This window comes from Pseudomonas sp. CCC4.1, from assembly GCF_035019225.1.
Taxonomy (GTDB): domain Bacteria; phylum Pseudomonadota; class Gammaproteobacteria; order Pseudomonadales; family Pseudomonadaceae; genus Aquipseudomonas; species Aquipseudomonas bubulae.
On sequence record NZ_JASJWL010000095.1, the window covers coordinates 1 to 12478 of the forward strand.

A 12478-nucleotide genomic window follows, 5' to 3' on the forward strand; every position below is an offset into this window, starting at 1 on the left:
AGATGTGTATAAGAGACAGATCTTCGCGAGCAGGCTCGCTCCCACAGTTGCAGTGTTTCTGCAGCTGCCTCGTTCATACGGCAGCTGCTGCGGATGGCGTGTGACCCGATACCGCAAGGTGGTCATAACGTGTTCTTTTATGTGATATTGGTTGCCGCTCGAGGCTTGGACGACTTTTAAAGCCGGGCTTGTCCAAAGCGTCTATAACCCATAGTGCTATCGTTGTTTTCACTGTTGTGCCCACCCTGAACAGGAGCTTTCCCGTGAATCACTACATCACCCCCGATCTGTGCGATGCCTACCCTGAGCTGGTGCAGGTACTTGAGCCCATGTTCAGCAATTTCGGCGGGCGCGACTCCTTTGGCGGCGAGATCGTGACCATCAAGTGCTTCGAGGACAACTCCCGGGTCAAGGAACAGGCTGAACTCAGCGGTGCAGGCAAAGTGCTGGTGGTCGATGGGGGCGGTTCCCTGCGTCATGCCTTGCTGGGCGACATGATTGCAGACAGGGCGGCCAAAAATGGCTGGGAAGGTATTGTTATTTACGGCTGCATTCGCGACGTCGATGTGCTCGCGCAAACCGATCTCGGCGTGCAGGCTTTGGCCAGTCATCCGCTCAAGAGCAACCGTCGCGGTGTGGGCGATGTCAACGTGCCCGTGACGTTTGCGGGTGTCACGTTCCGCCCCGGTGAATTCATTTATGCCGACAATAATGGCGTTATCATTTCGCCAACCGCTCTGAAAATGCCGGGCTAAACGCATTACCACTAAGGATCACGGATGTTCGAGGAAGAAAACGCTCAATGGGGGCTGGTGCATGCGCTGGTGCTGGATGGTGAAGGCGGCGCACGTTCGATTGCGCGCACCGAGCTGAACGACCTTCAGTTGCAGGCCCACGAAAGCCTCTGGCTGCATTGGGATCGCAGTCATCCGCAAACCCAGAGCTGGCTGCGTGATTCCAGTGGCTTGAGTGATTTCAACTGTGATCTGCTGCTTGAAGAAAATACCCGTCCGCGCCTGGTGCCTGCCCCCAACAATGAGCTGCTGCTGTTTATGCGCGGGGTCAACCTGAACCCCGGCGCAGAGCCTGAAGACATGGTTTCACTGCGTATTTTCGGCAGTGCGCAGCGCTTGATCTCATTGCGCATGCGACCATTGCGGGCCACCGATGAGTTGCTCAGTGAGTTTTCCCAGGGAGAAGGCCCGAAAAATCCCTCTGAATTGATCCTGTACCTGGCCCAGCACCTGACATTGAAGGTGCAGGACTTGATCGGCGAACTGTCAGAAATCGTCGATGACGAAGAAGATAAAATAGATGCCGACGAACGGTACACACCTGATCACAACAGCCTCCTGCAGGTTCGTCGAAGGGCAGCCGCCTTGCGTCGATTCCTGGCACCTCAGCGGGATATTTTCGGTCAGCTTACGCGTATCAAATTACCCTGGTTCAGTGCCGATGATGCCGACTACTGGAACGAACTGAACAACAGCCTGACCCGCTATCTGGAGGAGCTCGAACTGACCCGCGAGCGCGTGGGGCTGGTGCTCGAGTCTGAAGACCGGCGTTTGAACGTGCGCATGAGCCGCATCATGTATCGCTTTGGCGTGCTGACGGGGATCTTTCTGCCGATCACCTTTATTACCGGTTTGCTGGGCATCAATGTGGGGGGCGTACCGTTCTCCGATGACTCTTATGGCTTTGCCATAACCTGCGGCGTGATGCTGGTTATCGGGGCGGGGCAATGGTGGTTTTACCGTCGTTTGCAGTGGCTGTGACCGGGTGAATGTGACCCCGGCAAATGTCCCTTCGTCTTCTACTGACTTACCGAGAGGTGCTTATGCACGATCCGTTTGAACAGTCCTTACGTGAAATGCTCAAGGCCGAGCCGTCCAACCGGGATGACGATGCGTGCCTGGGTCGCGTGCTGAAAACCGCCAACCGACAGGTCGGTGCGGGAGACCTTTTCAGCCTGCTGGGCCGCTGGATGCAAGCACTGATGATTGCTTTGAATAGCGGTTCGGCTCATATTGCGCCCGTTTCGCGGCGCAAATCTGCTGCTCGCCCTGTTGATAAGGCTGATTGAACATGGAATTGAATGTCTGGACCCAAAGCCTGGTCGCGGCAATGACCGCCTTGTGGACCAAGATTGCCAACTTTATTCCCAACCTCTTCGGCGCGTTGGTGGTAGTACTGCTGGGCTTCGTGGTTGCCAAACTGCTCGACGCCTTGCTGTCCAAACTGCTTGCCAAGTTGGGCCTTGACCGCCTGATGGGCGGTACGGGCTTGACCAAAATTCTGGCCCGGGTCGGAATTCAGGTGCCCATTTCGACGCTGATTGGCAAAATCGTCTACTGGTTTGTGCTGCTGGTATTCCTGGTTTCTGCGGCGCAGTCTCTGGGCCTGGATCGTGTGTCATCCGCGCTGGATCTGTTGACGGTGTATCTGCCCAAGGTCTTTGGTGCGCTGCTGGTTCTGCTGGCAGGCGTGTTGCTGGCCCAGGTGCTCAACGGCCTGGTGCGTGGCGCTGCCGAGAGCGTGGGCTTCGATTATGCCGGCGGGCTGGGCAGGGTGACCCAGGGGCTGGTCATCATCATCAGCATCTCCGTGGCTATCAGCCAGCTGGAGGTCAAGACCGACCTGCTAAACCATGTGATTGTTATTGTGTTGATTACCGTTGGTCTGGCTATTGCACTGGCAATGGGGCTTGGCAGCCGGGAAATCGCCGGGCAAATACTGGCCGGGATCTATGTGCGTGAGCTGTATCAGGTTGGTCAGGAAGTGCGGATTGGCGAGGTTGAAGGGCAGATCGAAGAAATTGGCACGGTTAAAACCACGTTGCTGACCGATGAGGGTGAGCTAGTCTCCATCTCGAACCGGATCTTGCTGGAGCAGCACGTAACCAGCCGCTAACACGGCAAACCCTGCTAATGTACGCCGCCGCAAAAAAACCAAGATTGACTGGTTGCGGCGGACATTGACCTGACTGTTGGCACAACTCGTTTTGAATAAAGCACAATCGCTATCCATGCGCTATGACCCCCGCGAGCTCTCTGATGAGGAGCTGGTGGCGCGCTCGCATGATGAGTTGTTTCACGTGACACGTGCCTATGAAGAGCTGATGCGGCGCTATCAGCGTACTTTGTTCAACGTTTGTTCAAGGTATTTAGGGAACGATAGGGACGCTGATGATGTCTGTCAGGAAGTCATGCTGAAAGTGCTGTACGGTTTGAAAAATTTTGAAGGCAAGTCGAAATTCAAGACATGGCTATATAGCATCACCTACAACGAGTGCATTACACAGTATCGAAAGGAACGGCGAAAGCGTCGCTTGATGGACGCATTAAGTATTGACCCCCTCGAGGAAGCGTCCGAAGAAAAGGCGCCGAAACCTGAGGAAAAGGGCGGACTTGATCGCTGGCTGGTGCATGTAAATCCGATTGATCGTGAGATTCTTGTGCTGCGTTTTGTCGCAGAACTGGAATTTCAGGAAATCGCGGACATAATGCATATGGGTTTGAGTGCGACAAAGATGCGTTACAAGCGTGCTCTAGATAAATTGCGTGAGAAATTTGCAGGCATTGCTGAAACTTAGTTCAGCGCAAATGGCTCTACGTGTAGGCAAGGTCTGATAGACTTGCTGCCGAGTTGTCCCCCGGTATGAGGGACTGCTTTACAATCACCAGATGGGGATTTAACGGATGAAACTGAAAAACACCTTGGGCATTGCCATTGGTTCCTTTGTAGCCGCAACTTCGTTCGGTGCCCTGGCACAAGGCCAAGGCGCGGTCGAGGGTGAACTGTTCTACAAAAAACAGTACAACGACAGCGTCAAGCACGTAGAAGACGGTTACAACCCAGGCGCATCGATCGGTTACTTCCTGACCGACGACGTTTCGTTGAACCTGACCTACGACAAAACCAACCACACCCGTTCGAATGACGGCACTGGCCACCAGAAAATCAAAGGCGACAACTTTGGTCTGAACGCTCAGTACCACTTCGGCACCGTAGGCGACGCTCTGCGTCCATACGTTTCCGGCGGTGTTGCTCACAAGAGCATGACCAACGTTGAGGCTGACGGCCACAGCGGTCGCGACAAGTCGACTTTCCTGACTGCAGGCGCTGGTGTTAAGTGGTACATCACTGACAACCTGTTCGCCCGTGCTGGCGTTGAAGCTGACTACAAACTGGACAACGGCAAGTGGGACTACGCTCCTACCGTTGGTCTGGGTGTGAACTTCGGCGGTAACGGCGGTAAAGTCGCTCCTGCTCCAGTTCCAGCTCCAGCACCAGTTGAGCCAGAACCAGAAGCTCCGATCGCTGAAGTTGTTCGCGTTGAACTTGACGTGAAATTCGACTTCGACAAGTCGGTTGTTAAATCGCAGTACATGCCTGACATCAACAACGTTGCTGATTTCATGAAGCAGTACCCTGCGACCACCACTACTGTTGCTGGTTACACTGACAGCATCGGTCCAGACGCCTACAACCAGAAACTGTCGCAGCGTCGTGCTGACGCTGTTCGTGCAGCCCTGGTTAACCAAGGTGTTGCAGCCAACCGCGTAGACGCAGTTGGCCACGGCGAAGCCAACCCAGTTGCAAGCAACGCAACTGAAGAAGGCCGTGCCCTGAACCGTCGCGTAGAAGCTACCGTTCAAGCAGAAGCTAAGTAATTTTTAGCTAGGCTGTTCAGAAAAACCCGGCTCAGGCCGGGTTTTTCTTTGCCTGTGATTTAGTGAAGCGCGCAGCTATAATCGCGCTCTCTTCAAGCAACCCTTTGAGTCCTATCAGCCCATGTATAACCTGGCCCGCCAGTTGCTCTTCAAACTCTCCCCTGAAACCTCCCACGACCTGTCCCTGGACTTGATCGGCGCAGGTGGCCGTCTCGGGCTTAACGGTTTGTTGTGCAAGGCGCCGGCAAGGCTGCCAGTGACGGTGATGGGGCTGGACTTCCCCAACCCGGTCGGCCTGGCCGCAGGTCTGGACAAAAATGGTGCGGCCATTGATGGCTTTGCACAACTGGGTTTTGGCTTCGTTGAGATCGGCACCGTGACGCCGCGACCTCAGCCGGGCAATCCCAAACCCCGTATTTTCCGACTGCCTGAAGCGCAAGCGATCATCAACCGCATGGGGTTCAATAACCTTGGCGTCGATCACCTGCTTGCACGGGTTCAGGCAGCCAGGTACAGCGGTATCCTGGGTATCAACATTGGCAAGAACTTCGACACGCCGGTTGAGCGAGCGGTCGATGATTACCTGATTTGCCTGGACAAGGTGTATGAGCACGCCAGCTACGTGACTGTAAACGTCAGCTCGCCTAACACGCCGGGTTTGCGCAGCCTGCAATTCGGTGATTCGCTCAAGCAATTGCTCGAGGCCCTGCAGCTGCGTCAGAACGAGCTGACTCAGCGCCACGGCAAGCGCGTACCGCTGGCGATCAAGATCGCCCCTGACATGACAGACGAAGAAACCGTGCTTGTGGCTCAGGCGCTGCTTGAGACGGGTATGGACGCAGTGATTGCCACCAACACCACCCTGAGTCGTACAGGTGTTGAAGGTATGGAGCATGGCGACGAGGCGGGTGGTCTGTCTGGAGCGCCGGTTCGTGAGAAAAGTACTCACACGGTGTCAGTACTGGCCGGTGAGCTGGCAGGTCGTATGCCGATCATTGCTGCGGGCGGGATTACCGAGGGCAAACACGCAGCTGAAAAAATCACTGCGGGTGCGAGCCTGGTGCAGATTTATTCGGGCTTTATCTACAAGGGTCCGGCCTTGATTCGCGAGTCGGTTGACGCCATATCGGCCTTGGCGCGCTGATTGGCAGGCAATAAAAAGGGCTCCCCTAAGGAGCCCTTGGGCCGTAGCCCGCCGCCTGGAAAGGGCGGCAAGGTTGAGTCAGTACAGCTTCGAGGTGATGTCGGATTTTGCCCGGAGTTAGCCGACGGCGTGAAGTTCGTTGAGTCTGTGGATGCCCGCAGTGCCTGTCATACCGTCCCAGTTGTCGCCGCGTCCTTCACGCCAGCCGTTAATCCAGGCTTGGCGTACCGACGGTAGAGTAAAAGGGCAAAGCTCGCGGGATTTTCCGTTAACACCGTATTGATATCCGCGAAGGAACGCTTTTTCCAACGGATCACGCTTAAGTCTTCTCATAGGGTATTGCCCTCACTTGTTGACTGTTTATTTAGCGTCGGCCTTCCAGAGGCCGGGGCAGAGTGTTCTGCCGTTGGTGTGCTCGCTGCCGGCGTGGCGAGCATTTTGTCAGGGCCTGTGCGGCCGTAACCTGAGTTGAGTTCTAACCAATGCGCCAAGGCGTGTGAATGATCGTTTTGTCATAAGGACGTAACGATAATGGTGTTAAGGCCATAAGTAAGGTCGCTTTTTGACCACTGAATACGACCAAAGCCTGATAGGCCGAGTGTTTGCAAAGAGGATGCGTTTCATTCCCCGTCGCGAATACCCGCCTCTTTTGCTGGGGGACTATTCGACGAAGGGTCTGTATATGACCTGTTGTTTCCAGATGAATGACCTGCCTCGGCGTCTAAACTGTTCATGCCTGCGGGCATGAGTGATCGCCTCGGTGGAACGGCACAGTTTCGTGCCACGCGAGCGCTCTTCAAGAAAAGCGCTTGATTGAAAACGGAGCGGGCGATGCGTCGCCTTCTCGCTGATAGCTAATAGCCCAGGAATCCCATGTCGGATCGTTACGAACTCTTCCTTACCTGTCCCAAAGGCCTTGAAGGCCTGCTTCTCGAAGAGGCCACCGGCCTTGGTCTTGAGGAAGCCCGCGAGCACACCTCGGCCATTCGAGGCATGGCTACCATGGAGACGGCCTACCGCCTGTGCCTGTGGTCGCGCCTTGCCAACCGTGTGTTGCTGGTACTCAAGCGCTTCCCGATGAAGGACGCCGAAGACCTGTACCACGGTGTGCTGGACGTTGACTGGCAAGACCATATGGTGCCGGATGGCACCCTGGCCGTTGAGTTCAGCGGTCACGGCTCGGGTATCGACAACACCCACTTTGGTGCGTTGAAGGTAAAAGACGCCATCGTCGACAAGCTGCGCACGCCAAGCGGTGAGCGTCCTTCCATCGACAAGATCAGCCCCGACATGCGCATTCACCTGCGCCTGGACCGTGGCGAAGCCATTCTGTCGCTGGATCTGTCAGGCAGCAGCCTGCACCAGCGCGGCTACCGCCTGCAGCAGGGTGCTGCTCCGCTGAAGGAAAACCTCGCGGCGGCCATCCTGATCCGTGCGGGCTGGCCACGTATGGCCGCCGAAGGTGCTGCTCTGGCTGACCCGATGTGTGGTGTAGGTACGTTCCTTGTCGAAGGCGCGATGATCGCCGCCGATATGGCGCCAAACCTCAATCGTATTCACTGGGGTTTCGATGCCTGGCTGGGTCATATACCGGCCATCTGGAAAAAACTTCACGACGAAGCCACCGAGCGTGCCGAAATCGGCATGGCCAAGCCACCGCTGTGGATTCGTGGCTATGAAGCCGATCCGCGCCTGATCCAGCCAGCGCGCAATAACATCGAGCGCGCGGGCCTGAGCCACTGGATCAAGATCTACCAGGGCGAAGTGGCGACCTTCGAGCCGCGCCCGGACCAGAACCAGAAAGGCCTGGTAATCTGCAACCCGCCGTACGGCGAGCGTCTGGGTGATGAGGCGAGCTTGCTTTATCTCTACCAGAACCTCGGCGAGCGTCTGCGCCAGGCCTGCTTGAACTGGGAGGCCGCGGTGTTTACCGGTGCTCCGGATCTGGGCAAGCGTATGGGCATCCGTAGCCACAAGCAGTATTCGTTCTGGAACGGCGCCTTGCCGTGCAAGCTGTTGTTGATCAAGGTGGTGCCGGATCAGTTCGTTACCGGCGAGCGCCGTACCCCCGAGCAGCGTCAGGCTGAGCGCGAACAGGCTGAGTCCGATCTGCCTTCCAACATCGAAGCGCCAACCAAGTACGAGAAGTTCAACAAGAACGGTAACCCGATCAAACCGGCTCCGGTGGTGATCGAGCAGCCGCGCTTGAGCGAAGGCGGGCAGATGTTTGCCAACCGACTGCAAAAGAACCTCAAGGCGCTGGGCAAGTGGGTCAAGCGCGAAGGTATCGACTGCTACCGTGTCTACGATGCCGACATGCCTGAATATGCCATGGCGATCGATCTGTACCACGACTGGGTTCACGTCCAGGAATACGTGGCGCCGAAATCCATTGATCCGGTAAAAGCTTCGGAACGTATGTTCGATGCATTGGCAGCCATCCCGCAGGCGTTGAACATCGACAAGAGCCGGGTAATCGTCAAACGTCGCGAGCGTCAGAGCGGTACCAAGCAGTACGAGCGTCAAAGTGCCCAGGGCAAGTTCACCGAGGTCAATGAAGGCGGCGTGAAGCTGCTGGTCAACCTTACGGACTATCTGGACACGGGTCTGTTCCTGGACCATCGCCCGATGCGCATGCGTATCCAGAAAGAGGCTGCCGGCAAACGCTTCCTCAACCTGTATTGCTACACAGCAACTGCCAGCGTACACGCAGCCAAGGGCGGCGCGCGCAGCACCACCAGCGTTGACCTGTCGAAAACCTATCTGGACTGGGCGCGTCGCAACCTGTCCCTGAACGGTTTTTCGGACAAGAACCGTCTGGAGCAGAGCGATGTGATGGTGTGGCTGGATGCCTGTCGTGAAGAGTACGACCTGATCTTTATCGATCCGCCGACCTTCTCCAACTCCAAGCGCATGGAAGGCATCTTCGATGTGCAGCGCGACCACGTGCAATTGCTGGATCTGGCCATGGCCCGTCTGGCGCCGGGTGGCGTGCTGTATTTCTCCAACAACTTCCGCAAATTCATCCTCGATGAAAATCTGGAAGCGCGTTACGCGGTCGAAGAAATCACTGCCAGCACCATCGATCCGGACTTTGCCCGCAACAGCAAAATCCACCGTGCCTGGAAAATCATGGCCCGGTAATAGCGGCTGAGTACTGGCCTGCCTGCTTCTTGCAGGGGTGGGCCTGTAGTGGGAGCGAGCCTGCTCGCGATGGCATCACCGCAGTTTTGCGCCTGAGCGGGTCGCCTGCTTCGCGAGCAGGCTCGCTCCCACAATGAAAAACGCCCCTGATTGCAAAATCGGGGGCGTTTTTTATTGCCTGGCAAATGTCCTACTGGGCGATGGATACCGCGCTATTCGGGATTTGCGGCTGACGATACAGGTCGAGCAGAACCTGATCCAGAATCGCCGAAGCGCCCCACGGACGAGGGTCGTTAAGGATGGCCACCACTGCCCAGGTATTGCCGTTGCTGTCGCGACTAAAGCCGGAAATGGCCCGCACGGTGTTCAGGGTGCCGGTCTTGATATGGGCCTGGCCGTTCATGGCCGTGGTTTTCAGGCGCTTGCGCATGGTGCCGTCTTTGCCGGCAATGGGCATGGAACTGATGAACTCGGCAGCGTAGGGGCTTTTCCAGGCAGCCTGTAGCATTTGCGCCATTTCCCGCGCGCTGACGCGCTCTGCACGGGACAGGCCGGAACCGTTCTCCATGATCAAATGGGGTGCGGTAATGCCTTTTTTCGCCAGCCATTGGCGTACTACGCGCTGTGCGGCCTTGGCGTCGTCACCGTCAGCATCGTTGCGGAACTGCGCGCCCAGGCTCAGGAACAGTTGCTGGGCCATGGTGTTGTTGCTGTATTTGTTGATGTCACGAATGATTTCGGCCAGGTCTGGCGAGAACGCGCGTGCCAGCAGCTTGGCATTTTTGGGTACGCTGGCCTGGCGGTCCTGGCCTTGAATGCTGCCACCCAGCTCTTTCCAGATAGCGCGTACGGCGCCAGCAGTGTAGGTCGCGTGGTCCAGCAGGGACAGATAGGTCTGCGAGTTGCAGCCATCGGCCAGTTGCCCGCTGACGGTGACCAGTACCGAGCCGTCGGCTTGCGGTACCGGGTTGTAGCGCACGTCGCCGGTGCATTGCTTGGTGTTGACGGCCTTGACCTGGTTGTCGATCTTGATGCTGGCAATTGGTGGTTCGACCGAAATCAGAACCTTGCCCCCATCGTTGCGCGCCACGAAACGCAGGGCCTTGAGGTTGACCATCAGCGAGTCGGGCTTGACCAGGAACGGTTTGTTCTTGTCATTGCCGTCGTCGTTGAATACCGGCAGTTGCGGCTGATTGAAGAAGTTGCGATCGAGTACCAGGTCGCCGGTGATCTGTTGCACACCATTGGCGCGCAGATCGCGCATCAACAGCCAGAGTTTTTCCATGTTGAGCTTGGGGTCGCCGCCGCCCTTGAGGTACAGGTTGCCTTGCAAAATGCCATTGTTCAGCGTGCCATCAGTGTAGAACTCGGTTTTCCATTGATGGGTCGGGCCAAGCATTTCCAGGGCGGCGTAGGTGGTCACCAGTTTCATGGTGGAGGCCGGGTTCATGGATACATCGGCATTGTAGACAGTGGGAATGCCAGGGCCGCTGAGCGGCAGCAGAACCAGGGACAGGGCGTCGTCGCCCAGTTTGTTGGTCTTGAGCGCTTGCTGAACTTTTGGTGTGAGGGTGGTATTGACAGGGGCGGCGTTGGCGCCGAAGGCCAGTGGCAGAAAAAAGCTGGCGAGAAACAGTGGCCGTAAAGATTTGATCATATTAAGTAAAACCCTGCAGGCGAGGGGGGGGAATACGAGGGCATGATGAAAAGTTCCCTCAATGGTCATAAAAGTATTGGCATTATGCCCCAAGGTTGTCGGGGTTGTGCATCCACCTGTTACAGGGTTTCGCGGATAAAGTATAGAAAACGATGAACCGTTCACACGGAACCGGGCGCCGGGCGGCCGAAGCTGCTAAAGTGCCGCCCGTTATTACTTAAGAGGATTGTTCAATGGCTACTAATCGTTCCCAGCGTCTGCGCAAAAAACTGTGCGTTGATGAATTTCAGGAGTTGGGTTTTGAGCTGAACCTGGATTTCAAAGAAGACCTGTCGGAAGAGGCTATCGATGCATTCCTGGCAGCTTTCCTGGCAGAAGCCATGGAAGCTAACGGCTTGGGTTATGTTGGCGGCGACGACTACGGTCTGGTTTGCCTGCAGAAGCGCGGTTCGGTCAGCGAAGAGCAGCGTGCTGCTGTTGAAGCCTGGCTCAAAGCGCGTCCAGAGCTGACCACCGTTGAAGTTAGCCCGCTGTTGGACGTGTGGTACCCGGAAAAGCCAATCAATCCGGTAGCCTGACGTCAAATATAAAGGCAGCCCAAGGGCTGCCTTTATATGTTTTACCCCTCTGGCCCGTCCTGGGCTTTACATCGCATTCCCTGGTTCCTCCGACAGCTGCACAGGTGGCATGTGTCTGTCAGTCGTAAATCGACTTCTTCTTCCAGTCGGCATCGGCCTCGTCTGTCTTCAAACCTTCAGTCAGCTCGTTGACTTCACCCGTGGTCGGCTCAAGTGCGCTCTGCACTTGTGCGTTGGCGCGTGCCAGTTGTGCTTCGAAATCCTTGATCTGGGCGTTGTACATGGCGGGTACCGGCTGTTTGCGCAAGTACTGCACGGCACGTTCGAAAGCCAGGCGCGCCTGTGCGGGCTGATTTTTCTGCAGGGCCAGCTTGCCCAGATTGTTGAAGAACTCGATATGCAACACCACCAGCAAGTGGCGAATTTCCGTGAGCCACTGCTTGGCTTCGTTGGTCGGCAAAAAACCGTCCTTGGCCGCACGGGTGATTTGCCCGTGGAGTGTTTCAAGCAAAAAACGTACGTCCTTGGCTTTGGCTTCGGTCAGCACCGGGTTGGGCGGGTTGTTGACAGGAATTGACTCGCCCTTGGCAATCAGGCCGCCGAGCTCGGTCACTTGTGCCTTTAATGCCGCGCTGGATTTATCCAGGAGCAACAGGCGCTGTGTCGCATTGAGCTCAAGGCGGGTAAGCAGCAGTTTGAGGGCGGGAGACATCAACTGGCCGGGGAAGGTCTCGTTGACCTCGCTGCAACGACGGATGCGGTCGTTAAGCTCGACCTTGAGGCGGGCTTTCTCCAGTTTGTTGTTTTCCACTATATGGTTGATGTAGACGATGGCAATCAACAGTGCGATCCCGACGACGACAAGCAGGGCGATCATGGTGGGCGTCAACGTTAAAACCTCTTGTGGGTGTAGATGCGCTGTCTCGGTGAAGTCGCAGTGCCTGGCTAGGACGGGGGTGAGGATCGACTGGGCAGCAAACTGCCATCACTGAGGTCCGGCAATCATAACTCCTTGTAGGGTGCCGGAATATAGGCGCCAAGAGCTTGCCTCGAGACTCTGTAGGAAAACGCCTTAATAGGGGGGAAGTCATTGATTTCAATATATTTTCATATTGGGGTTGACGACCTTCCAATCCATCCCTAGAATGCGCGCCAATTGCAGCGTAAAGCGAACAGCCAAACGCATGTAACCAGTGAAGTTGTAGTGTGTCCCCTTCGTCTAGTGGCCTAGGACACCGCCCTTTCACGGCGGTAACAGGGGTTCGAGTCCCCTAGGGGACGC

12 protein-coding genes and 1 tRNA gene are annotated in these 12478 nt (G+C 56.3%); 10 read left to right on the forward strand and 3 right to left on the reverse strand.

Annotated elements, in window-relative coordinates:
* The first annotated feature begins 263 nt into the window (after window positions 1-263).
* The 7 genes from rraA to QN377_RS22305 all read left to right on the forward strand — a co-directional run bounded on the left by rraA (window position 264) and on the right by QN377_RS22305 (window position 5817).
* Window positions 264-755, forward strand: a complete 492-nt coding sequence (rraA, locus tag QN377_RS22275; RefSeq protein ID WP_095003119.1) for a ribonuclease E activity regulator RraA — start codon at window positions 264-266, stop codon at window positions 753-755.
* Between the two features lie 24 nt (window positions 756-779).
* Window positions 780-1775 carry a CorA family divalent cation transporter gene (locus QN377_RS22280; RefSeq protein ID WP_095021009.1) on the forward strand — a complete coding sequence of 332 codons (996 nt, stop codon included), beginning with the start codon at window positions 780-782 and terminating at the stop codon, window positions 1773-1775.
* Between the two features lie 62 nt (window positions 1776-1837).
* Window positions 1838-2083, forward strand: coding sequence for a CrfX protein (locus QN377_RS22285; protein WP_095003121.1), 246 nt, complete (start codon window positions 1838-1840; stop codon window positions 2081-2083).
* A 2-nt stretch (window positions 2084-2085) separates the two neighbouring features.
* Window positions 2086-2910, forward strand: coding sequence for a mechanosensitive ion channel family protein (locus QN377_RS22290; protein ID WP_095003122.1), 825 nt, complete (start codon window positions 2086-2088; stop codon window positions 2908-2910).
* 91 nt (window positions 2911-3001) lie between these two features.
* Entirely contained in the window at window positions 3002-3592 is a 591-nt protein-coding gene (gene sigX / locus QN377_RS22295) for an RNA polymerase sigma factor SigX (RefSeq protein WP_029611289.1), read from the forward strand.
* 106 nt (window positions 3593-3698) lie between these two features.
* On the forward strand, window positions 3699-4673 hold the full coding sequence (locus QN377_RS22300; RefSeq protein WP_095003123.1) for an OmpA family protein: 975 nt from the start codon (window positions 3699-3701) through the stop codon (window positions 4671-4673).
* Window positions 4674-4794: 121 nt separating this feature from the next.
* Window positions 4795-5817: a quinone-dependent dihydroorotate dehydrogenase gene (locus QN377_RS22305; RefSeq protein WP_095003124.1), complete on the forward strand. Its 1023-nt coding sequence runs from the start codon at window positions 4795-4797 to the stop codon at window positions 5815-5817.
* A gap of 117 nt (window positions 5818-5934) precedes the next feature.
* On the opposite strand, the gene rmf is transcribed toward QN377_RS22305, so the two are convergent.
* Window positions 5935-6150 (reverse strand): ribosome modulation factor, encoded by a 216-nt coding sequence (rmf, locus tag QN377_RS22310; RefSeq protein ID WP_095003125.1) that lies wholly within the window; start codon window positions 6148-6150, stop codon window positions 5935-5937.
* 540 nt (window positions 6151-6690) lie between these two features.
* On the opposite strand from rmf, the gene rlmKL reads away from it, so the two are divergent.
* On the forward strand, window positions 6691-8961 hold the full coding sequence (rlmKL, locus tag QN377_RS22315) for a bifunctional 23S rRNA (guanine(2069)-N(7))-methyltransferase RlmK/23S rRNA (guanine(2445)-N(2))-methyltransferase RlmL (RefSeq protein ID WP_095025762.1): 2271 nt from the start codon (window positions 6691-6693) through the stop codon (window positions 8959-8961).
* Window positions 8962-9151: 190 nt separating this feature from the next.
* On the opposite strand, the gene dacB is transcribed toward rlmKL, so the two are convergent.
* A complete protein-coding gene (gene dacB, locus QN377_RS22320; protein WP_095003128.1) occupies window positions 9152-10618 on the reverse strand; it encodes a D-alanyl-D-alanine carboxypeptidase/D-alanyl-D-alanine-endopeptidase in 1467 nt (488 codons plus the stop codon).
* A 233-nt stretch (window positions 10619-10851) separates the two neighbouring features.
* Between dacB and QN377_RS22325 the strand changes: the two genes are divergently transcribed.
* A complete protein-coding gene (locus tag QN377_RS22325; RefSeq protein ID WP_095003129.1) occupies window positions 10852-11196 on the forward strand; it encodes a YggL family protein in 345 nt (114 codons plus the stop codon).
* Between the two features lie 118 nt (window positions 11197-11314).
* Here the strand turns inward: QN377_RS22325 and QN377_RS22330 are convergent, their stop codons facing one another.
* Window positions 11315-12073 (reverse strand): hypothetical protein, encoded by a 759-nt coding sequence (locus tag QN377_RS22330; protein WP_095003130.1) that lies wholly within the window; start codon window positions 12071-12073, stop codon window positions 11315-11317.
* Window positions 12074-12404: 331 nt separating this feature from the next.
* On the opposite strand from QN377_RS22330, the gene QN377_RS22335 reads away from it, so the two are divergent.
* Window positions 12405-12477: transfer RNA gene (locus tag QN377_RS22335), tRNA-Glu, on the forward strand.
* The last annotated feature ends 1 nt before the right edge of the window (window position 12478 follow it).

Bases quoted from the DNA above. Each gene is read 5' to 3' on its own strand.
- QN377_RS22305 (WP_095003124.1), top strand. From the start codon at position 4,795: ATGTATAACCTGGCCCGCCAGTTGCTCTTCAAACTCTCCCCTGAAACC.
- QN377_RS22285 (WP_095003121.1), top strand. From the start codon at position 1,838: ATGCACGATCCGTTTGAACAGTCCTTACGTGAAATGCTCAAGGCCGAG.
- QN377_RS22280 (WP_095021009.1), top strand. From the start codon at position 780: ATGTTCGAGGAAGAAAACGCTCAATGGGGGCTGGTGCATGCGCTGGTG.
- rlmKL (WP_095025762.1), top strand. From the start codon at position 6,691: ATGTCGGATCGTTACGAACTCTTCCTTACCTGTCCCAAAGGCCTTGAA.
- QN377_RS22300 (WP_095003123.1), top strand. From the start codon at position 3,699: ATGAAACTGAAAAACACCTTGGGCATTGCCATTGGTTCCTTTGTAGCC.
- QN377_RS22325 (WP_095003129.1), top strand. From the start codon at position 10,852: ATGGCTACTAATCGTTCCCAGCGTCTGCGCAAAAAACTGTGCGTTGAT.
- rmf (WP_095003125.1), bottom strand. From the start codon at position 6,150: ATGAGAAGACTTAAGCGTGATCCGTTGGAAAAAGCGTTCCTTCGCGGA.
- dacB (WP_095003128.1), bottom strand. From the start codon at position 10,618: ATGATCAAATCTTTACGGCCACTGTTTCTCGCCAGCTTTTTTCTGCCA.
- QN377_RS22290 (WP_095003122.1), top strand. From the start codon at position 2,086: ATGGAATTGAATGTCTGGACCCAAAGCCTGGTCGCGGCAATGACCGCC.
- QN377_RS22330 (WP_095003130.1), bottom strand. From the start codon at position 12,073: ATGATCGCCCTGCTTGTCGTCGTCGGGATCGCACTGTTGATTGCCATC.